Source organism: Pseudarthrobacter sp. AG30 (assembly GCF_003116525.1).
Taxonomy (GTDB): domain Bacteria; phylum Actinomycetota; class Actinomycetes; order Actinomycetales; family Micrococcaceae; genus Arthrobacter.
Genome location: NZ_QEHL01000006.1, coordinates 1 through 24,399 on the forward strand (window position 1 = coordinate 1; position 24,399 = coordinate 24,399).

At 68.5% G+C, this 24,399-nt stretch carries 19 protein-coding genes; 5 read left to right on the top strand and 14 right to left on the bottom strand.

What is annotated here, in order from left to right:
• Positions 1-335: 335 nt before the first annotated feature.
• The 3 genes from tyrS to DC347_RS06825 are packed head-to-tail and all read right to left on the bottom strand — an operon-like array spanning position 336 to position 4,656.
• Positions 336-1,649 (bottom strand): tyrosine--tRNA ligase, encoded by a 1,314-nt coding sequence (gene tyrS / locus DC347_RS06815; protein ID WP_109044870.1) that lies wholly within the window; start codon positions 1,647-1,649, stop codon positions 336-338.
• 34 nt (positions 1,650-1,683) lie between these two features.
• Complete coding sequence (locus tag DC347_RS06820) at positions 1,684-3,912, bottom strand: AAA family ATPase (protein ID WP_109044871.1); 2,229 nt, start codon at positions 3,910-3,912, stop codon at positions 1,684-1,686.
• Between the two features lie 51 nt (positions 3,913-3,963).
• Positions 3,964-4,656, bottom strand: a complete 693-nt coding sequence (locus DC347_RS06825) for a DNA-3-methyladenine glycosylase (RefSeq protein ID WP_018763584.1) — start codon at positions 4,654-4,656, stop codon at positions 3,964-3,966.
• A 118-nt stretch (positions 4,657-4,774) separates the two neighbouring features.
• Here DC347_RS06825 and DC347_RS06830 point away from each other — a divergent pair, with 118 nt between their 5' ends.
• Together DC347_RS06830 and DC347_RS06835 are read left to right on the top strand one after the other, a co-directional pair.
• On the top strand, positions 4,775-6,250 hold the full coding sequence (locus DC347_RS06830; protein ID WP_109044872.1) for an AlkA N-terminal domain-containing protein: 1,476 nt from the start codon (positions 4,775-4,777) through the stop codon (positions 6,248-6,250).
• On the top strand, positions 6,247-6,741 hold the full coding sequence (locus DC347_RS06835; RefSeq protein WP_109044960.1) for a methylated-DNA--[protein]-cysteine S-methyltransferase: 495 nt from the start codon (positions 6,247-6,249) through the stop codon (positions 6,739-6,741). Before DC347_RS06830 ends, DC347_RS06835 begins: the two co-directional genes overlap by 4 nt.
• Before the next feature lie 2 nt (positions 6,742-6,743).
• Here the strand turns inward: DC347_RS06835 and DC347_RS06840 are convergent, their stop codons facing one another.
• The 10 genes from DC347_RS06840 to argC form a co-directional block, all read right to left on the bottom strand.
• A complete protein-coding gene (locus tag DC347_RS06840; protein WP_109044873.1) occupies positions 6,744-7,481 on the bottom strand; it encodes a maleylpyruvate isomerase family mycothiol-dependent enzyme in 738 nt (245 codons plus the stop codon).
• A gap of 36 nt (positions 7,482-7,517) precedes the next feature.
• Positions 7,518-8,066 carry a pyridoxal 5'-phosphate synthase gene (locus tag DC347_RS06845; RefSeq protein ID WP_109044874.1) on the bottom strand — a complete coding sequence of 183 codons (549 nt, stop codon included), beginning with the start codon at positions 8,064-8,066 and terminating at the stop codon, positions 7,518-7,520.
• Positions 8,067-8,322: 256 nt separating this feature from the next.
• Positions 8,323-9,807 (bottom strand): argininosuccinate lyase, encoded by a 1,485-nt coding sequence (argH, locus tag DC347_RS06850; RefSeq protein WP_109044875.1) that lies wholly within the window; start codon positions 9,805-9,807, stop codon positions 8,323-8,325.
• Between the two features lie 5 nt (positions 9,808-9,812).
• The gene (locus tag DC347_RS06855; protein ID WP_018763590.1) at positions 9,813-11,018 is read right to left on the bottom strand and encodes an argininosuccinate synthase; all 1,206 of its coding nucleotides are present in this window, start codon (positions 11,016-11,018) and stop codon (positions 9,813-9,815) included.
• Positions 11,019-11,063: 45 nt separating this feature from the next.
• Positions 11,064-11,594: an arginine repressor gene (locus DC347_RS06860; RefSeq protein WP_018763591.1), complete on the bottom strand. Its 531-nt coding sequence runs from the start codon at positions 11,592-11,594 to the stop codon at positions 11,064-11,066.
• Complete coding sequence (argF, locus tag DC347_RS06865) at positions 11,591-12,595, bottom strand: ornithine carbamoyltransferase (RefSeq protein WP_109044876.1); 1,005 nt, start codon at positions 12,593-12,595, stop codon at positions 11,591-11,593. Before argF ends, DC347_RS06860 begins: the two co-directional genes overlap by 4 nt.
• Positions 12,592-13,863 (bottom strand): acetylornithine transaminase, encoded by a 1,272-nt coding sequence (locus DC347_RS06870; protein ID WP_109044877.1) that lies wholly within the window; start codon positions 13,861-13,863, stop codon positions 12,592-12,594. The genes argF and DC347_RS06870 overlap by 4 nt, the downstream gene beginning before the upstream one ends.
• Positions 13,860-14,819 (bottom strand): acetylglutamate kinase, encoded by a 960-nt coding sequence (gene argB / locus DC347_RS06875; protein WP_109044878.1) that lies wholly within the window; start codon positions 14,817-14,819, stop codon positions 13,860-13,862. The genes DC347_RS06870 and argB overlap by 4 nt, the downstream gene beginning before the upstream one ends.
• A gap of 42 nt (positions 14,820-14,861) precedes the next feature.
• Positions 14,862-16,028, bottom strand: a complete 1,167-nt coding sequence (gene argJ, locus DC347_RS06880; RefSeq protein WP_109044879.1) for a bifunctional glutamate N-acetyltransferase/amino-acid acetyltransferase ArgJ — start codon at positions 16,026-16,028, stop codon at positions 14,862-14,864.
• The gene (gene argC / locus DC347_RS06885) at positions 16,025-17,056 is read right to left on the bottom strand and encodes an N-acetyl-gamma-glutamyl-phosphate reductase (protein WP_109044880.1); all 1,032 of its coding nucleotides are present in this window, start codon (positions 17,054-17,056) and stop codon (positions 16,025-16,027) included. Before argC ends, argJ begins: the two co-directional genes overlap by 4 nt.
• 159 nt (positions 17,057-17,215) lie before the next feature.
• Here argC and DC347_RS06890 point away from each other — a divergent pair, with 159 nt between their 5' ends.
• The 3 genes from DC347_RS06890 to DC347_RS06900 all read left to right on the top strand — a co-directional run bounded on the left by DC347_RS06890 (position 17,216) and on the right by DC347_RS06900 (position 23,707).
• A complete protein-coding gene (locus tag DC347_RS06890) occupies positions 17,216-18,181 on the top strand; it encodes a quinone oxidoreductase (RefSeq protein WP_109044881.1) in 966 nt (321 codons plus the stop codon).
• Positions 18,182-18,410: 229 nt separating this feature from the next.
• The gene (locus DC347_RS06895; protein WP_109044961.1) at positions 18,411-22,349 is read left to right on the top strand and encodes a Pls/PosA family non-ribosomal peptide synthetase; all 3,939 of its coding nucleotides are present in this window, start codon (positions 18,411-18,413) and stop codon (positions 22,347-22,349) included.
• Complete coding sequence (locus DC347_RS06900; RefSeq protein WP_206073894.1) at positions 22,346-23,707, top strand: M1 family metallopeptidase; 1,362 nt, start codon at positions 22,346-22,348, stop codon at positions 23,705-23,707. Before DC347_RS06895 ends, DC347_RS06900 begins: the two co-directional genes overlap by 4 nt.
• Here the strand turns inward: DC347_RS06900 and DC347_RS06905 are convergent.
• Positions 23,671-24,375: a 4'-phosphopantetheinyl transferase superfamily protein gene (locus DC347_RS06905; RefSeq protein WP_240617716.1), complete on the bottom strand. Its 705-nt coding sequence runs from the start codon at positions 24,373-24,375 to the stop codon at positions 23,671-23,673. The genes DC347_RS06900 and DC347_RS06905 overlap by 37 nt on opposite strands.
• Between the last annotated feature and the right edge of the window lie 24 nt (positions 24,376-24,399).

Consider the following 24,399-nt stretch of genomic DNA (forward strand, 5'->3'; position numbering starts at 1 on the left):
AGTTCTCAAACAACAGACACATTCGAATATTCCCGGAAGAAATTCAGTAAACTGAATTATATATTCCGTATTTCTTCGCTGCGATGTTCCCATCTTATTTCATTCATATTCACTTTCGCAAATCCGGTTATTTTCCCGGAATTCACTCAGTGGAATGAATCCGCCCAGCAGAATGGGAAGCAATTTCTCCAGTTCCACGCTGTGCGCGGTAAGAATTGCTTCTCATAAGTTGGGGTTTGTCGCCACTCAGCGGCGGCGACTCAGAAAACAATACACGCCCCCCGGCGGCCGTGCAAATCGGCTGCCGAGAGGCGTGCATCAAGCATCCGAAGGTGCTAGGGAACCAGCACCTCAACCGTGGCCAGGTTCTTCTTGCCCCTGCGCAGGAGCAAATACTGGCCATGCAGGAGTTCAGACTCGGAAATCACGGCCTCAGGATCCGAGACTTTCTCGTTGTTAACGTAGGCGCCGCCCTCCCCCACGGTTCTCCGGGCAGCCGACTTGCTTTCAGAAAGTCCGGACGCCACCAGGAGGTCGACGATTCCCATCCCGTCCACCTGCACCGTGGTGTTGGGAAGTTCGGAGGTTGCCGCCTGCAGGGTTGCCTTGTCCAGCGCGGCCAGGTCGCCGTTGCCAAAGAGCGCCGCCGAGGCGGCAATGACCTTCTCGGTGGCGTCGACGCCATGCACCAGCGAGGTGACCTCGAAAGCCAACTTCCGCTGGCCTTCCCTGGCAAAGGGACGCTCCGCCACCGAAACTGCGATCTCTTCGATCTCGGCCCGCGTCAGGAAGGTGAAAACCTTGAGCCGGTCCACGACGTCGGCATCGGACGTGTTGAGCCAGAACTGGTAGAACGCATACGGGCTGCACATGCCGGCATCGAGCCAAATGGCGTTGCCCTCGCTCTTGCCGAACTTGGTTCCATCGGAATTGGTGATCAAGGGAGTACCGAGGGCGTGTACGCTCTTGCCCTCCACCTTGCGGATCAGCTCCGTACCGCTGGTGAGGTTGCCCCACTGGTCAGAGCCGCCGGTCTGCAGTACGCAGCCGTAGTCGCGGTAGAGCTGGAGGTAGTCCATGCCCTGCAGGATCTGGTAGCTGAATTCGGTGTAGCTGATGCCTTCATCGGAGTTCAGCCGGGAGGCCACAGCGTCCTTGCGCAGCATGGTGCCCACCCGGAAGTGCTTGCCCACTTCACGCAGGAAGTCGATGGCGCTCAACGGCGCCGTCCAGTCCAGGTTGTTCACGATCCTTGCAGCGTTGTCCCCTTCAAAGCTGAGGAAGCGGCTGACTTGGGCCTGGAGGTAGCCGACCCACTCCGCAACCGTGTCCTTGGTGTTCAAGGTGCGCTCCGCCGTCGGACGCGGATCGCCGATCATGCCGGTGGAACCGCCAACCAGCCCCAGCGGTTTATGCCCGGCCAGCTGGAGCCGCCGCATGACCAGCAGCTGGACCAGGTTGCCCAGGTGCAGGCTCGGCGCGGTGGGGTCGAAGCCGCAATAGTAGGTGACCGGCCCGTTGGCGAGGAGCTTCTCCAGCTCTGCTTCGTCCGTGGAGACATGGACCAGCCCACGCCACTTCAGTTCCTGCCAAATGTTGGCGAAAGTGGGGTCGTTGCGCTGCGGTTCGAGGTTGTTCAGTTCAGGCACGCTTCCTAAGTTAGCAGTAACGCCGGGACCCCGGTCAGCCGGCTATTCCGGCCGGTACCGGTTCGGCGGCAATCAACCGCAGCCGCTGCGTGGCGCGGGTCATGGTAACGTAGAGATCCCCCACCTTGCCGTGCTCGTGGTTGAGCATGACGGAAGGTTCCAGCACCACCACACCGTCGAACTCCAGTCCCTTCGCCTCACGCGGGCTGATTACCACGATGTCCTGTTCGTAGCTTCCCGCGCCGGTACCGATCCGCCGGCCGTAGGCCGCACGCAGGGCGGAAGTTGCCTGGGGCAGGAGGTCACCGTCGGCGATGACGGCGAGCAGGCCGCCGTCGAGCGCTCCCAACTCCTCCGGAAGGACCTCGAGGAGCCGGTCCACCACGCCGCCGGCAGCAACCTCATCGATGATGGGTGACCAGCGTCCTTCACGTACGGCCTTGGGAGCGGACACCACCAGGCCGGCGGCGTTGGCCATCCTGACCGCGGCCTCGGCGATCTGGGACGGCGTACGGTAATTGACCGTCAACTCTTCCAGCTGCCACCGGTCACCGAACATCGGGGCCAGTGCGCCCTGCCAGGAGTTGGCACCGGCCACGGAACTGGTCTGGGCGATGTCCCCCACGATGGTGAAGGACTTCAGCGGGCAGCGCCGGACCAGCAGCCGCCACTGCATGGGCGAGAGTTCCTGCGCCTCGTCCACCACGATGTGCCCGAATGCCCAGGTCCGGTCACTCGTGGCACGCTCGGCAGCGGTCTGCCGGGCGCCCTGCTCCTGGTTCTGTTCAGCAAGCTCCTCAGCGGACATCAGCGGGTCCACGCCGGCGGCCTGCATGTTGACCAGGGTCTGTTTTGCGTTGGCAAGGTCCCGGGCCCGGTCGTGCTCCTGCTGGGCCAGCCCCCGTCCGGCGGCCGGGTCCAGCTCGCCCAGCAGCTCGGCGGCCTCATCCAGCAGCGGCACGTCCGGCTCGGTCCAGGGAGCGTCAGCGGGGCGCAGCAGCAGCGCCCGCTCCTCCGGTGTCATGTTGGGGGTGCAGAATTCCAGGATTTCCGGCTTGCTGAAAAGGTCCGAGATCAGCTTTTCCGGAGTCATCGGCATCCAGCACAGGTTCAGCGCAATCCGCACGTCCCGGGCAGTGCGCACATCCTCGGCCAGGTACGAGCGGTCCGCATTGTTCCCGATGCTCCCGGCCTCAACGAGTTCGGTCATCTGCTCGGTCAGCTCGCGCAGCAGGATCTTGACGAACGTCACCCGGGCTTCGTTGTACGGCTTCCCGGTGGCGCGTGCACGTTCCCGGGCACGACGGACCTGCCGGGGCGTCAAGGTCAGCTTGCGCCCGTCCACCTCGAGGATCCGGTTCCGGGCGGGGACACGCATCCGGTTGGACACGGCGTTGGCCACGATGGCGGCCATGTCCAGGCGACCCTTGATGGCCGCCACGTCGGCGTTGGTTTCGGGCACGGCGTGGATGCCCGGCATCAAGCGGCCAACGCTGGCCATGACAACCCCCGTCTCGCCGAGCGAGGGCAGCACCCGTTCGATGTATTTCATGAACGACGACGACGGCCCCACCAGCAGGACGCCGGCGCTCTTGAGCCGGTCACGATGGGTGTAGAGCAGGTAGGCGGCGCGGTGCAGCGCCACGGCGGTCTTGCCCGTGCCGGGGCCGCCCTGGACCACCACGGCACCGGAGATCGAGGACCGGATGATGCGGTCCTGCTCGGACTGGATGGTGCTGACGATGTCCGACATCCGGCCGGTCCGCTTGGAGTTCAGGGCGGCGAGCAGGGCCCCTTCGCCCTGGAGCGATTCGGCGTCCGTCAGCATGCCTGCGTCAAGGACGTCGTCCTCGATGGCTTTGACGTCGCGGCCCTGCAGGATCAGGTGCCGGCGGCGCCGCACACCCTGCCGGTCGAAGGCGGTGGCCTGGTAGAAGTGGCCGGCCTCGGGTGCCCGCCAGTCCACCATCAACCGCTGCAGGTCCTCGGTGGTCAGCCCGATGCGCCCGATGTACTGGGCCTCGCCGGAATCCAGGTCCAGCCGGCCGAACACCAGCCGGTCATCCACGGCGTCCAGCTGGGCCAGGCGGTCCTCATACAGTGCGGCGAACGCATCACGTTCGGAAACGTTCTGCATGGTGCCCACGGCTCCGGCACGGCGGACCTGCGCCAGTTGGCGGCGCTTTTCCTCACGGAGCTCCTCCAGCCGGGCATACAGGCCGGCAACATAGTCCCGTTCGTGGGCCAATTCGGCGTCGAGCATCAACGTTCCCCTATCGCGAAAGACAGACCGTCCATTCTACAACCATTTCGATTAACGCAGGCGAAACGTGCCCGCCCCGGGCGGCCCACCGGCCGCGGGCCTCCGGGTCCGCGGCTTGGCTGCCTTGTATTTGGAAACCGTGGGGTCGCCGGTGAGCCAGAACCGCCAGGCGTAGCGGTCCGATCCCCCGGCCCCGGCCACACCCACCCGCGGACCGGAACTGACGGGACCGGCCGGACCGGAGGGAAGCTCCAGCCCGAACGGCGGTGCCAGCGCATCCCGGCCGCTGTCCGCCGTCGTCATACCCAGCGCCTTGGCCAGGCGGGCCGGGCCGCTGGCGAGGTCGGCGGGGGTTTTCGACGTCGGACGCCGGCGTTGCGCCACGTCCAGCCCGCCGACGATTTCCCCGGCCCGCAGCAGCAGGGCGGAAGCCACCCCGTCGGGTCCGCACACGATGTTGGTGCAGTGATGCATGCCGTAGGTGAAGTAGACGTAGAGGTGCCCGGCGGGACCGAACATCGGCGCGTTGCGGGGCGTCGGGCCGCGGTAGGTGTGCGAGCCGGGATCTGGATGCAGGGAGTCCTCCGGCCCAAGGTAGGCCTCCACCTCGGTCAACCGCACGGACACGGTGCCGTCCCGGGACTCGTGGGTCAGCACGGCGCCAAGCAGCAGCGGCGCGAGTTCCCGGGCGTCCCCGGACAGGAAATCCCGGAGCGGCCCGGTGGTTGAAGGGCTCTCATCCATTGCTCGACTGTACCCAGAAATCCGCTGTTCCCGCGGGAACCAACGGGCATCCGGCACCAACCACGGCCATGTCCGATTTCCGCTAGTAGCAGTGATGCGGGGCTGGCAGGATGGAGGCATGGACTTCTGGCAGCGCTACCGGGCAATCGATGCCCGCGACCCCCGGTTCGATGGCCAGTTCTTCACCGCGGTCCGCACCACCGGGATCTATTGCCGTCCCTCGTGCCCGGCCCGGACGCCAAAGGCATCGAACGTGACGTTCTACGAGACGTCCGCGGCCGCGCACGAGGCAGGGTACCGGGCCTGCAAACGTTGCCTGCCGGAGGCTGTCCCGGGGACACCCGCATGGAACGTGCGCCAAGACGTTGCCGGCCGGGCGATGCGCCTGATCAACGATGGCGTCATCAACCGGGACGGCGTGGCGGGTCTTGCTGCCCGGCTGGGCTACTCCGCCCGGCAGCTCAACCGCATCCTCGGCCAGGAACTGGGTGCCGGTCCTCTGTCGCTGGCCCGGGCGGCGAGGGCACAGACGGCGCGCACCCTGTTGGTGTCCACGTCCATGAAGTTTGCGGATGTGGCCTTCGCAGCCGGTTTCAGCAGCATCCGGCAGTTCAACGACACCATTGCCGAAGTCTTCGATTTGACCCCCACGGCACTGCGGCGGACCACCCGGCATCCGGCAGCCGCCGGGGGCGCCACCGCCCTGACCCTGAGCCTGCCCTACCGGGCGCCCTTCGATACCGGTATTTTCTCCTTCCTGGCCGTGCGTGCCATTCCGGGAATCGAGGAGGGCACGCCCACCTCCTATGCCCGGACCCTCCGCCTCCCGCACGGCGACGCCCGGTTCCGGGTGGAGTACGACGACGCCGCGCGGGGGCGGCCGCTGACCCTCACCGTCGGCGCGGTGGACCTGCGCGACCTGCCGGCGCTGCTGAGCCGCGTGAGGCGGCTGTTCGATCTCGACGCGGACCCGGAAGCGATCGACAGCACCCTTGCTGCGGACCCCCGGCTGGCGGACTCCGTTTCAGCTGCCCCCGGGATGAGGCTGCCCGGGGCGCTGGACCCGCAGGAACTGTTGGTGCGGGCCATGGTGGGGCAGCAGATCACGGTGGCGGCCGCCCGGACCGCACTCACGCAACTGGCCGCCGCCGGCAGCCCCGCCAGCGACCCCGGCGGGGGCCTGGAACGGCTGTTTCCGACGCCGGCGCAGATCGCCTCAGCGGGGCATGTGCTGCGCGGACCCCGGCGAAGGATCGAATCGCTGCTGAACGCGGCGGAGGCGATGGCCGGCGGGCGGCTCGAATTCGGGTACGGCGACGATGTGCCAAGCCTCACCGGGGCCCTGCTTCCCCTGCCGGGGGTGGGACCATGGACGGTGGGATACGTGGCAATGCGCGTCCTGGGCGCCCCGGACATCTTCCTCGCCAACGACGCCGCCGTCCGGAACGGCATCCGCGCCCTCGGCACCGGAGGCCACACCCTCACACCGGACTTCCGGGAAACCAGCCCCTGGCGTTCCTACGCCACCATGCACTTGTGGCGCGCCGCGGCACGGCCCGCCACTCCATCCACCCCCGCGAAAGGGATGCCATGAAAGCCCAACTGCTCAAGCTGTCCACCCCGGACGGCCCGTTCACCATCCTCGCCAGGGACGGCATGGTCCTGGCCTCGGGCTGGACGGCCGGCCTGCCGGAATTGATCGGGCAGGTTCACCCCGCGCTGCGTCCCGAGGACGTGGAGGAGGTGGCCGGCCTGGCGGGAATCTCGTCCGCCGTCGAGGCCTTCTACGACGGCGACCCGGCGCCCGCCATGGCCGTCCCGGTCCTGCAGCGGTCCGGGCCGTTCCGCGCGCACGCCTGGGATGTGCTGCGGGAGGTCAAACCGGGTTTCCCGGTGACGTACAGCGAGTACGCGGCCCTGGCAGGGAACCCCAAGGCAGTGCGGGCGGCGGCCAGTGCGTGCGCCTTCAACGCGGCGGCCCTTTTTGTCCCATGCCACCGGGTGATCCGGACTGACGGCTCTTTGGGCGGGTTCCGCTGGGGCCTGCCTATCAAGGAGAGCCTGCTGGCCCGCGAGGCCGCGTAGGGCTACTTGGGGTCCGGCATCGCCGAAGGCCAGGGCAGCAGCTCCGGAAGGTCCGTGCCGTCGCCGGCGGCGGTGGCGCGCAGGCTGTCCAGCGATGGCTGCCTGCCGGCGAGCCATGCGGCGATGTCAGTGACCATGCCGCTGACGACGACGGTGCTGCCGCCGGCGCCGAGTCCCATCGGCGGCAGGGCAACGGGCTGCAGGACCAGCCGGGTTCCCGTGGGAACCCGGGCGGCCAGGAAGTCGAAAAGGTGCGAGCAGAAGGCCCCGTTCCAGGTTTCGGGGCCCGTGCCGGCATCCAGGTCCGAGGTGTGGATGACAAGTTCGCGCCACAGCGCCAGGCCTGCGTCGTAGATGACTCCGTCGCGGAAGGCGATTGGCGTCTGCCACTCAGGACCGGTCAGAGCATCGAAGGCGGCCAGCGCACGGTGGAGGGCTGCGGTGATGTCGGCGCGGTGCTGGCCGAGGCTGTGCCCCGCTGCAAGATCGATGGCACGGTTGCGTCCCTCCACGCCGCCGTCGTAGAGCGCCACCTTTTCGCCGCGGCGGCCGTGCTCCACCTGCCGGGCGAGGGCGTCGCAGATGCCGGCGATGTGGGCCAGCAGGTGGCCGCGGCTCCAGCCGGGAAGCGTTGACGGCGCCTTTTCGCCGCCGTCGGGAAGGCGGTCCAGGGCGGTGGCAAGCGCTTCGGCGGCCTTGTGCACTTCGGCCTGGAGCGCCGCAGGGGAAGGTGAGCTCATGCGGTCAGCCTAGCGGAGCGCCCGGCGCGGCGGCGGCTATTCCAGCGGTGTTCCGTCCGGTCCAACGCGGTGCCGGACGTGCCGGCCGTCGGCGGCTGCCTGCCAGAACTCAATCTCGCGAGGCTGGAGTGCATAGAGCTGCCAGTTCGGGTTTTCGGTGCCGTCCGCGCGGGGCCGTTCGTGCCAGTCGAGGCTGGAGGCTTCGGCGGAGAGACCGGTCACCGTCCCGGCGAGCCGGACCTGCCGGCCCAGGCGTGGCCAGTAAAAGTTCATCGCAGCCCTCGGCTCCGCCGTGAGTTCCCTGCCCTTGCGGGAGGTGCGGGACGTGGCGAAGTGCCAGCCGTCGTCGTCGATGTTCTTCAGGATCAGCATCCGGGAAGAAGGCTGCGGGCCGCCACCGGACGCGGCATCCACCGTGGCGAGGCTGAACGCGTGCGGCTGCTGCTCCCCCGCGTCCAAGGCCTCGTCCAGCCATTGTTTGAAGAGCAAAGCCGGATCCTGCGGGGCACTGCCGGGATGGAAGGCGGGCAGGTCGGCCGGGAAATCGGGCAGCGTGCGAAGGAACTTCCGGAACGTTTCGCTCATGGACCCAGCCTAGCCACATGCGGGTTTCAGCACGCCCAACCACCCACGCCCGCCCCCGACGCCCGCTCAGGTATTGCAGTGGAACTACCAACGCCCGCTCACTTCCTGCCCCTAAAACGCCAACGCCCGCTCACTTCCGTAAAGAAAGTGAGCGGGCGTTGGCCCAAAACCGGCAGGAAGTCAGCGGGCGTTGGCCCAAAACCTGCAGGAAGTGAGCGGGCGTTGACGCAAAACCTGCAGGAAGTGAGCGGGCGTTTCAGCCGGCGTACGCCCGGACGTCCGCGAGTTCACTCTCCAGGGCGACAAGCTGGCGTTCGACGGCGGCCGGTGCCGTGCCGCCCTGGGAGTTGCGGCTGTTCAGCGAACCTTCCGTGGACAGGACCGTGCGGACCTCCGGCGTGAGGTGCTCCGAAATGGCGGCGTACTCCTCATCCGTCAGATCCCACAGCTCCACGCCGCGGGACTCGGCCTGCTTGACCGCGGCACCGGAGAGCTCGTGCGCCTCGCGGAACGGCACGCCCTGGCGGACCAGCCACTCGGCGATGTCCGTGGCCAGCGCGAAACCCTGCGGGGCCAGGGACTCCATCCGTTCCGTATTGAACGTGAGGGTGGCGATCATGCCGGAGACGGCCGGGAGCAAGAGCTCCAGGGTGTCGGCGGCGTCGAACACCGGTTCCTTGTCCTCCTGCAGGTCGCGGTTGTACGCGAGCGGCAGGCCCTTAAGCGTGGCCAGCAGCCCGGTCAGGTTGCCGATCAGGCGCCCTGCCTTGCCGCGGGCCAGCTCTGCCACGTCCGGGTTCTTCTTCTGCGGCATGATCGAGGAGCCGGTGGAATAGGAATCGTGCAGGGTGACGAAGGAGAACTCCTTCGTGGCCCAGAAGATCACTTCCTCGGAGATCCGGGACAGGTCCACGCCGATCATCGAGCAAACCCAGGCGAACTCGGCGAAGACGTCGCGGGACGCGGTGCCGTCGATCGAGTTGTGCGTGGCGGAGTAGAACCCGAGGTCAGCCGCCACCGCTTCGGGGTCCAGCCCCAACGAGGAGCCGGCCAGCGCACCGGAGCCGTAGGGCGAGACCCCGGCCCGCTTGTCCCAGTCCTGGAGCCGCTGCACGTCGCGCAGCAGTGCCCAGGCGTGGGCCAGCAGGTGGTGGCTGAGCAGGACCGGCTGGGCGTGCTGCAGGTGGGTGCGGCCCGGCATGGCAACACCGTGGTGCGCCTTGGCCTGCTCCACCAGGGCATCCACTGTTGCCAGGACGCCCCGGGCAATGATCCGGGCGTGGTCGCGCAGGAACATCCGGCCCAAAGTGGCCACCTGGTCGTTACGCGACCGGCCGGCGCGGAGCTTGCCGCCGAGCTGGGCGCCGGCGCGCTCGATCAGGCCGCGTTCCAGCGAACCGTGCACGTCCTCGTCGGACTCGGCCGGGGTGTATGCGCCGGAGGCGACGTCCGCGTCCAGGCGGTCCAGGGCGTCCAGCATCCCCGCCAGCTCGCCGTCGTCGAGCAGTCCGGCCTTGTGCAGCACGCGCGCGTGCGCCTTGGAGCCGGCCATGTCGTAACGGGCCAGGCGCCAGTCGAAGTGCGTGGACTTGCTCAGCGCCGCGAGGGCGTCCGCGGGGCCGCCGGCGAACCGGCCGCCCCACAACGCACCCGTGTTCGTCCCCGAGCGCACCCCAACCTCGCTGCGCTCGGCCGGGGACCCCTGCGCTCGTGGGCCCTGCTTGGAATTCGACTCAGCCATCCGGGTTACTTTCCTGCGACGCGGATGTCGCGGCCGGAGGCAACCTTGGCGGACATGCCCCACAGCTCGATGAAGCCCTTGGCCTGGGACTGGTCGAACGTGTCGCCGGTGTCGTAGGTGGCCAGCGAGAAGTCGTACAGCGAGGTGTCGGAGCGGCGGCCGTTGACGATGGCCTGGCCACCGTGGAGGGTCATGCGGATGTCGCCGGAGACGTACTTCTGGGTGTCCTCGATGAAGGCGTCCAGGGAGCGCTTGAGCGGGGAGAACCACTGTCCGTCGTAGACAAGTTCGGCCCAGCGCTGGCCAACGGTGGCCTTGAAGCGGGCCTGCTCGCGCTCGATGGTGATGTCCTCCAGGTGCTTGTGCGCGGTGATCAGCGCCATGGCACCGGGGGCCTCGTAGATTTCGCGGGACTTGATGCCCACCAGGCGGTCCTCGACGACGTCGATGCGGCCCACGCCCTGGGCACCGGCGCGGCGGTTGAGTTCCTTGATGGCCTGCAGCGGGGTGACCTTGACGCCGTCGATCGCGACGGGGACGCCTGCCTCGAAGGAGATGGTGACTTCATCCGGTGCCGGCGGGAACTCCGGGGTGGCGGTGTAGTCGTAGATGTCCTTGGTGGGGGCGTTCCAGATGTCCTCGAGGTAGCCGGTTTCCACGGCGCGGCCCCAGACGTTCTGGTCGATCGAGTACGGGTTCTTCTTGGTGGTCTCGATGGGCAGTCCCTTTTCCTCGGCGAAGGCGATGGCCTTGTCGCGGGTCAGGGCGAGGTCGCGGACCGGGGCGATGCACTTCAGGTCCGGGCCGAGGGTCTGGATGCCCACTTCGAAGCGGACCTGGTCGTTGCCCTTGCCGGTGCAGCCGTGGGCCACGGTGGTGGCGCCGAATTCGCGGGCGGCCTTCACCAGGTGCTTGACGATCACCGGGCGGGAGATGGCGGACACCAGCGGGTAGTGGCCCTGGTACAGGGCGTTGGCCTTCAGCGTGGGCACGCAGTATTCGTTGGCGAACTCGTCCGAGGCGTCTGCGACGTAGGCCTCGACGGCGCCGCAACCGAGGGCGCGCTGGCGGATGGTTTCCAGAGATTCGCCGCCCTGTCCGACGTCGACCGCCACGGCGATGACCTCGGCACCGGTGGCTTCACCGATCCAGCCGATGGCTACTGACGTGTCCAGGCCGCCGGAGTAGGCCAGCACAATGCGTTCAGTCACTTTAAATGCTCCTTGTTGGGGTTGGTTGATGTTCTGACGTCAAGCTTATTGCCCGGCTTCCTCGGCCAGTTGCAGGAAGCGGGCTGCGAGGTCCGGGCCGCCCAGCGGATCGCGTGACACCAGCAGGACGGTGTCGTCCCCTGCGATGGTGCCCAGGATGGATGGCATCACCGAGTGGTCGATGGCCAGGGCCAGGAAGTTCGCGGCACCGGGCGGGGTCCGCAGGACGGCGATGTTGGCGGAGGCTTCCGCCGTGACCAGCAGTTCGCTGCACAGCCGGGCCAGCCGCGCGTCCAGGATTTCCTGCGTGACGCCGCTCTTCGCGGCCCGTTCACCGCCTTCGCCGGGGACGGCGTACACCAGGACGCCTTCCTTGCCACGGACGCGGACCGCACCCAGTTCCACCAGGTCCCGGGACAGGGTTGCCTGGGTGACCTGCACGCCGTCGTCCGCCAGCAGCGCCGCAAGCTCAGCCTGCGAACGAACGGACTGCCCGGTAAGGATGGCGGTGATGCGTGCCTGCCGGGCGGTCTTGGTGGCCGGGCTGCTGCCCGGGGAGGACGGCTGGGCGGTCACTGGAACGTGCTCTCCCCGGCACCTTCAACGGGGGAAAGGCCGTCAACGACGGCCAGGCCGGACCGGTGCATCAGCCAGGCCATCAGGGCCTTCTGGGCGTGCAGGCGGTTTTCCGCCTCGTCCCAGACGATGGACTGGGGTCCGTCGATGACGTCCGCTGAGATTTCGTAACCGCGGTAGGCAGGCAGGCAGTGGAGCACGACGGCGTCTTCCGCGGCGAGTGCCAGGGCGTCCGAATCGACGGAGTAGTCCCGGAACAGCTGGAGCCGTGCTTCCTTCTCGGCTTCCTGCCCCATGGAAACCCACGTGTCGGTGGCCACCACGTCCGCTCCCTGCAGGGCTTCCTTCGCATCGGTGGTGACCAGCACGGAACCGCCGGTTTCGGCCGCCCGTTCCTTCGCGGCCGCCACGATGTCCGCGGCCGGCAGGTAGCCTTCCGGACCGGCAATGCGGACGTGCATCCCGGCCGTGACGCCGGCCAGCAGGTAGGAGTTGGCCATGTTGTTGGCGGCGTCGCCGAGGTAGCTCATGGTGAGCCCCTTCAGTTCGCCCTTGTGTTCCTTGACGGCGAGGAGGTCGGCCAAGAGCTGGCAAGGGTGGTAGTCATCGCACAGGGCGTTGATGACCGGGACTTTGGAGTTGGCAGCCATGGCCACCAGCCCGGAGTGCGCGCCGGTGCGCCACACGATGGTGGACACCATCCGTTCGAGGACCTTGGCGGTGTCCTCCACGGATTCCTTGTGCCCGATCTGCGCCTCGCCGGGATTGATGATCAGGGCATTGCCACCCATGTCGGCGATGCCCGTGGCGAACGAGACGCGGGTCCGGGTGGAGGTCTTGTCGAAGATGACGGCCACGGTCTTGCGTCCGCTGCGCTCAGCGGCGAACGGCTGGACGCTGTACGGGGCGGCCTTCATCCGGGCTGCGAGTTCCAGGACCTCTGCCTGCTCGGCGGGGCTGAGGTCGGTGTCCTTGAGGAAGTGCCGGGTTGCGGTGGTCACTGGGCGTCCTTAGCTGTCTGGAGGATTGCCGGGAAAGCGGCGAGGAAGGTGTCCGTCTGGGCTGTGGTGAGGATCAGCGGGGGTGCGAGGCGGATGGTGCGCGGGCCGGGGCTGTTGACGATGAAGCCTGCGTCGAGGGCGGCCTGCACGACGGCGGGGGCGACGTCGGCGTCGAGGTCGAAGCCGACCAGCAGCCCTTCACCCCGGACCTCGGTGACGCCGGGGACCGCGGCCAGTGCGGAGCGCAGGTGCGCACCCACCGCGGTGGCGTTGGCCAGGACGTCCTGGCTTTCGAGCGCGTGGAGGGTGGCCAGGGCGGCCGCCGTGGCCACCGGGTTGCCGCCGAACGTGGTGCCGTGCTGGCCGGCGGACAGCAACGACGACGTCTTCTCACCCATGGTGATCAGGGCGCCGATGGGGAATCCGCCGCCGAGGCCCTTGGCCAGGGTGACGGCGTCGGGGACGATCCCGGCGTCTTCGCTGGCCAGCCACTTGCCGGTCCGCCCGATGCCGGTCTGGACCTCGTCGAGGATCAGGAGTGCTCCCGCCTTGGTGGTGGCCTCACGGGCAGCCTGCAGGTAGCCCGGGGGCAGCGGCCGGACGCCGGCCTCGCCCTGGATGGGCTCCAGGAAGACGGCGGCAACGGTGTCATCCACTGCTGCCTGCAGCGCAGCGATGTCGCCGAACGGAATGTGCACCACGCCACCGGGCAGCGGTTCGAACGGTGCCCGGTAGGCTTCCTTGGCGGTCAGCGCCAGGGCACCCATGGTCCGGCCGTGGAAAGCGCCTTCGAGGGCGATGATTTTGCTCCGCTTGGTGTCGCCGGCGCCGGTGTTGCGGCGGGCAAGCTTGAACGCTGCCTCGTTCGCTTCCGTGCCGGAGTTGCTGAAGAACACCTTGGACCCGGCAGGGGCGTGGGTCAGCTCCAAAAGTTTCTCTGCCAAGGCCACCTGCGTGGGGCTGGTGAAGAAGTTCGAGACGTGGCCCAGGGTTGCCAGCTGGCTGGCGATGACTGAGGTCACGAAGGGGTGGGCGTGGCCGAGGGCGTTGACGGCGATGCCGCCGAGCAGGTCCAGGTATTCCTTGCCGTCGGCGTCCCACACCAGGCAGCCGGCGCCGCGGACCAGGACGCGCTGGGGCGTGCCGAAGACGTTCATCAGCGAGGTGGAGTAGCGGGAGAGCCACTCGGAGCCCGCGTGGCCCCTGGTTTGCACCAGTTCGGCCACCGGGGTTTCGACAAGCTCAACCTCGGCGGTGTGCTTACTCATGCGTTGTTCTCCTCGTCCGGGACCACCTGGGTGCCGATGCCCGCCGTCGTAAATGTTTCAAGAAGCATGGAGTGGGGCAGGCGCCCGTCCACGATGTGCGCGCGCTCCACGCCCTCGTCGATGGCCTTCAGGCACGCGGCCATCTTGGGGATCATGCCCGATTCGAGCCGGGGCAGCATCTTCCGCAGCTCGGAGGCCGTCAGCGATGAAATCAGGGAGGACTTGTCCGGCCAGTTGGCATACAGGCCTTCGACGTCGGTCAGGATGACCAGCTTGGAGGCGCCCAGTGCCGAGGCGACGGCGGCGGCCGCGGTGTCCGCGTTGACGTTCAGGACCTGGCCGGTGGGCTGGAAACGCCCGGCACCTGGCACGTTCTCCCCGCCGTCGACAATCTCCGGGGCCACGGTGGAGATCACCGGGATGCGGCCGGCGGCCAGGATGTCCACGATGCCCGCGGGGTCGACGCCGACCACCTCGCCCACGAGCCCGAGGTCGATGTCTTCGCCGTCCACCACGGTGCCGGTGCGGACGGCGCGCAGCAGCCCGCCGTCTTCGCCGGACATGCCGACGGCGTAGGGCCCGTGGGAGTTGATCAGGCCCACCAGTTCGCGCCCCACCTGGCCGGTGAGGACCATGCGGACCACGTCCATGGCTTCCGGGGTGGTGACGCGCAGGCCGCCTTTGAACTCGGATTCGATGCCCAGCCGGCCCAGCATGGAGTTGATCTGGGGGCCGCCGCCGTGGACCACCACCGGGTGGATACCCACGTGGTGCAGGAAGACGATGTCCTCGGCGAAGGCCCGGCGGAGTTCGTCGTTGACCATGGCGTTGCCGCCGTACTTGATCACCATGGTGGTGCCTGCGAACCGCTGGATCCAGGGCAGCGCCTCGATCAGGGTGGCGGCCTTGTCCTGGGCAGCGGACGTGCTGGTGGTTTCACGCGTCTGGGTGTTCATGCTGTCACTTTCCGCAGCGGTTCCTGCCGGGAGCAGGAGCTCCTAGCTGGAGTAGGCGCTGTTCTCGTGGACGTAGTCGTGGGTGAGGTCGTTGGTCCAGATGGTGGCTTCGGCGTCGCCTGCCTGCAGGTCGATCTCCACCAGGACCTCGCGCGGTTCCAGGTCCACCAGGTTCCGGTCGTCGCCGATGCTGCCGTTGCGGCAGATCTGGATCCCGTTCATGGCCACGTTGAGCTTGTCCGGTTCGAACGCAGCGTCCGTTGTGCCCACGGCGGACAGCACGCGGCCCCAGTTCGGGTCCTTGCCAAAGATGGCGGCCTTGAACAGGTTGGAGCGGGCCACGGAACGGCTGACCGTTTCGGCGTCCGCTTCGCTGGCGGCATTGAAGGTGCGGATGGCGATGTCGTGGCTGGCACCCTCGGCGTCGGCGATCAGTTTGCGGGCCAGTTCGGCGCAGACCTGGGTGAGGCCGGCACCGAAGTCCGCTGCGGAAGGTACGGCCCCGGACGCGCCGGAGGCCAGCAGGACCACGGTGTCGTTGGTGGACATGCAGCCGTCGGAGTCGGCGCGGTCGAAGGTGACGCGGGTGGCGTCCCGCAGGACGACGTCGAGCATTTCGGATTCGACGGCGGCGTCGGTGGTGAGGACTACCAGCATGGTGGCCAGGCCGGGGGCCAGCATGCCGGCACCCTTGGCGATGCCGCCGATGCTGAACTCCTGGCCGTCGGCGTCGGTGCCGATGAACAGCGCCGATTTGGGAACGCTGTCGGTGGTCATGATCGCGGTGCCCGCCGCCGGACCGCCGTCGGCGCTCAATGCTGCCGCCGCCGCTTCGACGCCCGGCAGGATCTTGTCCATGGGCAGCTGTTCACCGATCAGGCCGGTGGAGCAGACAAAGACGTCGGTGGCCGAAATCCCCAGGACCTCTGCCACTTTCTCCGCGGTGCTGTGGGTGTTCTGGAAGCCGGTGGGGCCGGTGCAGGCGTTGGCGCCGCCGGAATTGAGGATCACGGCGTCAACGCGACCGTCGGAGACCACCTGGCGGGACCAGTGGACCGGAGCCGCTGCCACCCGGTTGCTGGTGAACACGGCGGCCGCGGCCTTGGCCGGGCCGTCGTTGACCACGAGGGCGAGGTCCGGGTTGCCGGAAGCCTTGAGGCCGGCGGTGACGCCGGCTGCCCGGAATCCCTGGGGTGCGGTGATGGTCACGGGGCAACTCCCTGCAGGTTGAGGCCGTCGGTTTCCGGCAGGCCGAGTGCGATGTTCATGGACTGGACGGCGCCGCCGGCGGTGCCCTTGGTGAGGTTGTCAATCACGCAGGTCACGATCACGCGCCCGGTGTGGGGGTCGAGGGCGAGCTGCATGGCGGCGTGGTTGGAGCCCTGGACGGACTTGGTGGCTGGCCACTGGCCTTCGGGCAGGACGTGGACGAACGGCTCGTCGTCGTACGCGTCCGTCCAGGCCTGGCGCAGCTGCGCCGCGGTGGTGCCGGCCTTGACCTTGGCCGTGGCGGTGGTGAGGATTCCGCGGCTCATCGGAGCCAGCGTGGGGGTGAAGGACACCGTGACCTGCTCCCCCGCCGCGTTGGACAGTCCCTGCTCGATTTCCGGTGTGTGCCGGTGTCCGCCGCCCACTCCGTACGGGCTCATGGATCCCATCACTTCGGAGCCGATGAGGTTGACCTTGGCCGCCTTGCCCGCGCCGGAGGTGCCGGAGGCGGAAACGATGACGACGTCGTCGGGCTCCAGCAGGTGGGCTGCGAACCCGGGAGTGAGCGCCAGCAGGGCGGAGGTGGGATAGCAGCCGGGGACGGCGATGCGCCTGGCACCCTTCAGGGCCTCGCGCTGGCCGGGCAACTCCGGAAGTCCGTACGGCCAGGTGCCGGCGTGGGCGGAACCGTAGAACTTTTCCCAGGCCGCGGGGTCCTCGAGCCGGTGGTCGGCTCCGGCATCAATGACGACCGTTCCTTCCGGCAGCTGGGCGGCGATTTCGGCGGAAGCGCCATGCGGGAGCGCAAGGAAGACGACGTCGTGGCCGGAGAGGTTCTCCACCGTGGTGTCTTCCAGGATCCGGCTTGCCAGTCCGTGCAGGTGCGGCTGCAGTTCGCCCAACCGCGAGCCCGCGTTGCTGTGCGCCGTAATTGCGCCGATGGTCACACCGGGGTGCCCGGCCAGGAGGCGGAGGACCTCTCCCCCGGCGTATCCGCTGGCTCCCGAAACCGCAACAGAAATAGTCATGCCTCCACCATACAACAATAATTATGCAATGGGGCCGATATTTATGCATGCGCAATCCGGGGACGGTTGTTCCGCATCCGTGTCCGTCCGGCACAGGGTGTCCCTAGGATGGACTTCGGCAGCCGGGCCGGAAATACCGGAACCCGGGAAAGGAGCGCCATGACGCACGCAATCGTCGCACGGCAGGCAGGCGGACCGGAAGTCCTCGACTACGCCGCGGTTGAGCCCCCCACTCCCGGCCCGGGGCAGCTGCTGTTCAAGGTGGGCGCGGCCGGCGTGAACTTCATCGATACCTACAAGCGCAGCGGCACCTACAAAGTGCAGTACCCCTTCACCCCCGGCTCCGAGGCCGCCGGCACGGTGGAGGCGGTGGGAGAGGGGGTGACCGGATTTGCCGTCGGCGACCGGATTGCCACGGCTGAAGGCATCAACTGCTACGCGGACTACGCGCTGGTGGACGAAGACGCCGCGCTGCCGGTACCAAGGGGCCTGGACGTCTTTACCGCCGCGGCGCTGCCCCTGCAGGGCATGACTGCCCACTACCTGATGAACTCCACCTTCAAGGTGGAACCTGGCCACAAGGTCCTGCTCCATGCCGGCGCCGGAGGCGTGGGACTGCTGCTGATCCAGCTCCTTAAGGCACGGGGCGCTGAGGTGTTCACCACGGTGTCCACGGACGAAAAGGAAGACTTGGCGCGCGACGCCGGCGCGGACCACGTTCTCCGCTACGAAGGATTCGCGGAGCACGTCAGGGACATCACGGGCAGTACCGGCGTGGACGTGGTGTACGACGGCGTGGGCAAGGACACCTTCGACGGTTCCCTTGCCGCCTTGCGCATCAGGGGGATGCTGGTGCTGTTCGGTGCCGCGTCCGGTCCCGTCCCGCCGGTCGACCCGCAGCGCCTGAACGCCGGCGGCTCCTTGTTCCTGACCCGCCCCACGATGGGCCACTACCTCCGGGATGCCACGGAACGGCGCTGGCGCTCCGACGAGGTGTTCGCAGCGGCGGCCGAGGGCAGCCTGAAGGTGCGGGTCGGGGCCCGTTACCCCTTGTCGCAGGCAGCCCTCGCGCACCGCGACCTTGAGGGCAGGAAGACCACCGGCAAAGTCCTCCTGGTCCCGTAACCTCCGGCAACGTGAACACCGGGCAAACGCCCGGGCCGCCGCAAACGGCGGTTTCGGGCGCGCCGGACACCTTTTGTTCATCTTCTCCCGGGAAAATGCACGGGTGACCCAGCAGCAGGTCCCCTTCGGGGATGACCATCCCGGTGCAGCGCCGGCCAGCACCGTCCACCAGGATCCTGCGGCCTCGGCAGCCGTGCCCCCGGCAGGTGGGGCCGGCAGGAACGTCGCCCTGTACGGGCCCCAGCTGCCGGGGGCCGCGGCTGCACCGGCGGCCCGGACGCTGATCGATATCCTGCAGGACACCGCGGCCCGCTTTCCCGACGCCTCGGCGCTGGACGACGGCCGTACCTCACTGAGCTACGCGCAGCTGCTGGACGCTGTCCGCGCCACCGGCCGCCGCCTGCACCAGGCCGGGTTCGGCGCCGGGGACAGGATTGGCATCCGGATCCCGTCCGGCACCAGCGAACTCTACGTCTCCATCCTCGCCGTCCTCCTGGTGGGAGCCGCTTATGTTCCCGTGGATGCCGACGATCCCGAGGAACGCGCACGGCTGGTGTTCGGCGAGGCCAACGTGGCAGCCTTCCTGGGGCAGGGCGGTTCGATCAGGCCGGGCGCATCGATCGGGACGGGGCCGGCCGGGCAGGGGCGGAAAGGCCCGTTCAAAGGCGCACGGCCCCCGGAACCTGGCGACGACGCCTGGATCATCTTTACCTCCGGCTCCACCGGAACACCCAAGGGCGTGGCGGTCCGGCACCGGTCTGCCGCTGCCTTCGTGGATGCGGAGGCAAGGATCTTCCTCCAGGACGAACCCCTCGGTCCGCAGGACCGGGTCCTGGCCGGACTGTCGGTCGCCTTCGACGCTTCCTGTGAGGAAATGTGGCTCGCCTGGCGGCACGGCGCCTGCCTGGTGCCCGCACCGCGCGCCCTGGTCCGAACCGGCATGGACCTTGGCCCCTGGCTGATCAACCACGGCATCACCGCCGTTTCGACCGTGCCCACCCTCGCTGCGCTCTGGCCGGCGGAATCGCTCGAGAACGTCCGGCTCCTCATATTCGGCGGCGAGGCCTGCCCGCCCGAGCTGGCCAGCCGCCTGGCCGTTGAAGGCCGCGAAGTCTGGAACACGTACGGTCCAACGGAAGCAACGGTGGTGGCCTGCGCGGCGCCCCTGGGTGCACCCGGTCCCGTGCGGATCGGGTTGCCGCTGGACGGCTGGGACCTGGCCATCGTGGATGGGAACGCGGTACCGGTAGCCGAAGGCGAAGTAGGCGAACTCATCATCGGCGGCGTTGGCCTGGCCCGCTACCTCGATCCTGCCAAGGACGCGGAGAAGTACGCGCCCATGCCCACCCTGGGGTGGGACCGGGCCTACCGGTCGGGTGACCTGGTGCGCTTCGAGCAGGCCGGCCTGGTCTTCCAGGGCCGGGCCGACGAACAGGTCAAGCTCGGCGGCCGCAGGATTGAGTTGGGCGAGATCGATGCCGCGCTCCAGTCCCTTCCCGGGGTGGCCGGCGGCGCCGCGGCAGTCCAAACCACGGCCGCCGGAAACCACGTCCTGGTGGGCTACCTGGCGCCGGCGGCCGGGGTGGTCCTTGACCTTTCGGTTGCCCGGGAGCAGCTGACGGCAAGCCTGCCTGCGGCCCTGGTTCCCATGCTCACCGTGGTGGACTCCCTGCCGACCAAGACCAGCGGCAAGGTAAACCGGCACGAGCTCCCATGGCCGCTGGCCGGGGCTGGCGCCGCGGAGGCTAACGCCGCCCCCCTGAATATTCCGGATGACGCCGCCTGGATCGTGGAGCAGTGGAGCAACGTGCTGGGGAGCCCGGTCAGCTCGCTGGACGCCGATTTCTTCGCGTACGGTGGCGGTTCACTCTCGGCCGCCCAGCTGGTCTCGGCCCTGCGGGTCCGCTACCCCACCATCACCGTGGCCGATATCTACGCGACGCCGCGGATCGGTGCGCTGGTGGAAGTGGCACGCCAGTCCCGTCCCGGCGGCCCGGCGGCCCCGGCACCGGAGCGCTCCGTGCGGCCCACTGCCAGGAAGTCCCAGGTTTTCCAGACCCTGATGGGTGTGCCGCTGCACATCCTGGTGGGCATGCGGTGGCTGACCTACGTCATGGCCCTGAACAACCTGTTGGCCGGGCTTGCCGGGTTCACTGCCGCTCCCACGGTCTCGTGGTGGTGGGTGGCGGTGTCCTGGCTGGTGTTCGTCAGCCCGGCGGGGCGGATGCTGTTGGCTATCGGCGCGGCCCGGTTCCTGCTGCGCGGGGTGGAACCGGGCATCTATCCGCGGTCCGGGCGCGTCCACTTGCGGTTGTGGCTCGCCGAACAGATCCAGGACCTCGCCGGCGCCGTCAGCCTCGCCAGTGCGCCATGGGTCCCGTATTACGCCCGGGCGCTGGGTGCAAAGATCGGCCGGGACGTCCAGCTGCATTCGCTGCCTCCTGTTACCGGGATGCTGACGCTGGGCAGCGGAGCCAACGTGGAACCGGAAGTGGACCTCTCCGGCTGGTGGATCGACGGCGACGATGTCCATATTGGAGCCATCCGGATTGGCCGCGGAGCCAGCGTGGGCGCACGCAGCACGCTGATGCCCGGCGCCTCGATCGGAGCCGGGGCGCAGGTGGAAGCCGGTTCCGCGGTGCTGGGGAAGGTCAAGGCAGGCCAGCTGGCGGCCGGGTCTCCGGCGCGCCGGCAGGGCAAGGCCAAACACAGCGTGCCGGATGCCGCAGCCCAAGGCAGGTTTGCCGCACGCGCCTGGTTCGCCGGCTTCGCGCTGGCGTCGGCTTGCCTTTCCGTCATCCCTTACGTGTCCGCCGCTGCCGCGCTGTGGGTCGCGTTCGCCTTCATCCGGGGCAGTACCTCTCTCACCGAAGCACTCCCCCGGCTGGTGCCGGCCCTTGCCCCCGCGTCGCTGGTGTGGTTTGCCGTGAACGCCGTCCTGGTGCTGGCTGCCACGCGCCTGCTGTCCATCGGGATCGCGGAGGGCTACTACCGGATCCGCAGCCGGGTGGGCTGGCAGATCTGGGCCACCGAGCGGGTGCTGGACGTGGCCAGGGACCTGCTGTTCCCGATCTACGCCAGCCTGTTCACCCCGGTGTGGCTTCGCCTGCTGGGCGCCAAGGTCGGGAAGAACGTCGAGGCCTCCACCGTGTTGCTGATACCGAAGATGACCACCGTTGGAGAGGGTGCCTTCCTGGCCGATGACACCATGGTGGCCTCTTACGACCTCGACGGCGGCTGGTTGCGCGTGGCGCCGGCCAAGATCGGCAAGCGGTCCTTCCTCGGCAATTCCGGCATGACCGCCGCCGGCCGGAACGTGCCCAAGAACTCGCTGGTGGCCGTCCTGTCCGCGACGCCGGCAAAAGCCAAGGCGGGCACCTCCTGGCTGGGAAGCCCGCCGGTCCGGCTGCGGCGGACCGCGATCGCCTCAGACGGTTCCCGCACTTTCCAGCCCCCGGCGCAGCTGAAGGTGGCCCGGACCCTGTGGGAGCTGGGCCGGTTTATGCCGGTCATGCTCACGGTGGCCATCGCTGCCGGCACCATGCTGGCCTTCGACTGGATCGCTGCAGCCCTGGGCTATGGCGCCGCAGCCGTACTCACGGGCGTGGTCATGCTGCTGGCGGGCTTTGTCGCCGCAGCCGCGTCCGTCGTCGCCAAGTGGATCCTGGTGGGCCGGATCTGCCCCGGCGAGCACCCGCTCTGGAGCTCGTTCATCTGGCGCAACGAAGTAGTGGACAGCTTTATCGAGATGGTGTCCGCGCCATGGTTTGCGCGGGCTGCTTCCGGCACGCCGGCCCTGGTCTGGTGGCTGCGTGCGCTCGGCGCGAAGATCGGCAGCGGCACATGGTGTGAAAGCTACTGGCTGCCCGAAGCCGACCTGGTGACGCTTGGCCGCAACTCCACGGTGAATCGGGGCTGCGTGGTGCAGACGCACCTGTTCCATGACCGGGTGATGAGCATTGACGCTGTTACGCTCGAGGACGGGGCCACCATGGGCCCGCACGGGGTCATCCTTCCCCAGGCCAGGGTCGGCGCAGGCGGAACAGTGGGGCCGGCGTCCCTGGTGATGCGCGGCGAAGCAGTTCCCGCCGCGACGTACTGGATGGGCAACCCCGTCAGTCCCTGGAGCGGCCCCGGATCGCCGTCTGCCAACCGAAGGTCCCCATGAGTTCTTCAGCATCATCCGCGCGCGGCAGTGTCAACGAGGCCGGCGGCGCTGCCCCGGATCCTTACCTGCCCGGCGCCGGGACCAACGCCTTCCGGGTGGAGCGGTACGAACTGGACCTGGACTACCGGGTGGCCAGCAACCGGCTCAGCGGCAGGGCGGTGCTGCACGGCGTCACGTGCGTCCCGGCGTCGGCCATTGTGCTGGACCTTGCCGGGCTGCGCGCCACCAAAGTTCTGCTGGACGGCCGCAAGCCCCTTCGGTTCAGCCAGCGGGCAGGGCAACTCGTGGTTTCGGCGCAGAACCCTCTCGAGGCCCGGCAGCCGTTCACGCTGGAGGTGCGCTACGAAGGCAACCCGCGGCCACGTCGGGGCCTCTGGGGTGAGGTGGGCTGGGAGGAGCTCACGGACGGCGTCCTGGTGGCTGGGCAGCCCAACGGGGCGCCCTCCTGGTTCCCGTGCAACGACCACCTCGGGGACAAAGCCAGCTACCGGTTCACCGTGACCACCGATGCGAACTACCGCGTGGTGTGCAACGGCGTCCTGCAATCGCACACCGCCCGTTCCAGCCGCGAAACCTGGGTCTATGAACAAGCCGATCCCATGCCCGCCTACCTGGCCACCGTGCAGATCGGCAGGTACGCTCTGCTGGAACTGGACAGCGGACGGCACGGCACCCCCGTTCCGCAGACCGTGGCCGTCTCCCACGCCCTGGCCGACCGGGCACGAGCCGGCCTGGCGCTCCAGCCGGCCATGATGCGCACCTTCAGCAGCTGCTTTGGCCCCTACCCTTTTCCCGGTTACGTCGTGGTGGTCACCGAGGACGAACTGGAAATCCCGCTTGAGGCGCAGGCCATGTCCATCCTTGGCCCCAACCACCTGGGCCTGGACTGGGAGTCCCAGCGCCTGATCGCCCACGAGCTCTCCCATCAATGGTTTGGCAATGCCCTGACGGCGGCCAGCTGGCAGGACATCTGGCTGCACGAGGGCTTTGCCTGCTACGCGGAATGGATCTGGTCCGAAGAAGCCGGCGTCATGGCCGTGGCGGACCGGGCCGGGGCTGCCTGGCGCCGGCTGGCCGCCGAGGAGCAAGACATCCTGGTGGGCGACCCCGGACCCGGGCGGATGTTCGATGACCGCGTCTATAAGCGGGGCGCGCTGGCTGTCCATGCCGTCAGGATGGCCGTGGGCGACCTCGCCTTCTTTGCCGTCCTGCAGGACTGGACCGCCAGCCACCGGCATGGCTCGGTGACCACACAGGACTTCATCATGGCCGTCAGCCGGGCAACAGCCGTGGATGCAGAATCCCTGCTGCACCCGTGGCTCTACGAGGAGCCGCTGCCGCCATTGCCGGCATCCTGACCAGGGCAGGAAAGCGCGACGGCGGCGGCAAGGTGGGCGGGCAGCCCGGTTTTTGCCGGGCCAAGGTCGCTCAGTCCGGGACGTTCCAGGACGCCAAGGGAGGACGGCGCCCTGCTGAGTCCCTCGCCGGTCATCTTCAGCCAGGCCTCTTTGCGGGCCCACAACCTTGCCCTGGCGGCCGGCAGGAGGTCGGCCGTGACGTCCCGGAGCGCAAGCCGTTCGGCAGGTGTCAGCGCCAGTCCGTCGAACCCGTCGAAACCGGTGCGGGCCGGATCCTCGATGTCCGTCCCGAGGCGGGTTCCGGGTGCGGCATCCGGCACGGCCGTGAGCAGGGTCCAGCCGCCGGCCCGGGACAGGCTGAGGGCCAGGGGCACGAGGGCACCCCGATAGGTGTACCCCGGCCTGCCGTGGCCCAGGTCCGGGCCCGTGCCGCAGCGCGGGCAGCCGTAGGCCGTGGCGAGGTCTGCGGCGGACACTGACAGCAGGCTGGCGGCGAAGTCCCGCTGGGCCAAACGCCCGGCCAGGAACGCCGTCCCGGCGGCAGCCGCCATGGCCTTGGCCCGCGCCAGTTCCACGCCGCCCAGGAGGCGTTCGGCGTCCTTCCGCACCGCGGCGGCGTCGCCGGGCAGCAGGAAGGGCGGGACTGCACGCATTTCACAGTGCGTCATGACCCGCCCTTCCGGAGGCTGCGA

Coding starts and splice junctions, on each gene's coding strand:
- DC347_RS06820 (WP_109044871.1), bottom strand. CDS start 3,912: ATGCTCGACGCCGAATTGGCCCACGAACGGGACTATGTTGCCGGCCTG.
- DC347_RS06825 (WP_018763584.1), bottom strand. CDS start 4,656: ATGGATGAGAGCCCTTCAACCACCGGGCCGCTCCGGGATTTCCTGTCC.
- DC347_RS06830 (WP_109044872.1), top strand. CDS start 4,775: ATGGACTTCTGGCAGCGCTACCGGGCAATCGATGCCCGCGACCCCCGG.
- DC347_RS06835 (WP_109044960.1), top strand. CDS start 6,247: ATGAAAGCCCAACTGCTCAAGCTGTCCACCCCGGACGGCCCGTTCACC.
- DC347_RS06840 (WP_109044873.1), bottom strand. CDS start 7,481: ATGAGCTCACCTTCCCCTGCGGCGCTCCAGGCCGAAGTGCACAAGGCC.
- DC347_RS06845 (WP_109044874.1), bottom strand. CDS start 8,066: ATGAGCGAAACGTTCCGGAAGTTCCTTCGCACGCTGCCCGATTTCCCG.
- argH (WP_109044875.1), bottom strand. CDS start 9,807: ATGGCTGAGTCGAATTCCAAGCAGGGCCCACGAGCGCAGGGGTCCCCG.
- DC347_RS06870 (WP_109044877.1), bottom strand. CDS start 13,863: ATGAGTAAGCACACCGCCGAGGTTGAGCTTGTCGAAACCCCGGTGGCC.
- argB (WP_109044878.1), bottom strand. CDS start 14,819: ATGAACACCCAGACGCGTGAAACCACCAGCACGTCCGCTGCCCAGGAC.
- argC (WP_109044880.1), bottom strand. CDS start 17,056: ATGACTATTTCTGTTGCGGTTTCGGGAGCCAGCGGATACGCCGGGGGA.
- DC347_RS06890 (WP_109044881.1), top strand. CDS start 17,216: ATGACGCACGCAATCGTCGCACGGCAGGCAGGCGGACCGGAAGTCCTC.
- DC347_RS06900 (WP_206073894.1), top strand. CDS start 22,346: ATGAGTTCTTCAGCATCATCCGCGCGCGGCAGTGTCAACGAGGCCGGC.
- DC347_RS06905 (WP_240617716.1), bottom strand. CDS start 24,375: ATGACGCACTGTGAAATGCGTGCAGTCCCGCCCTTCCTGCTGCCCGGC.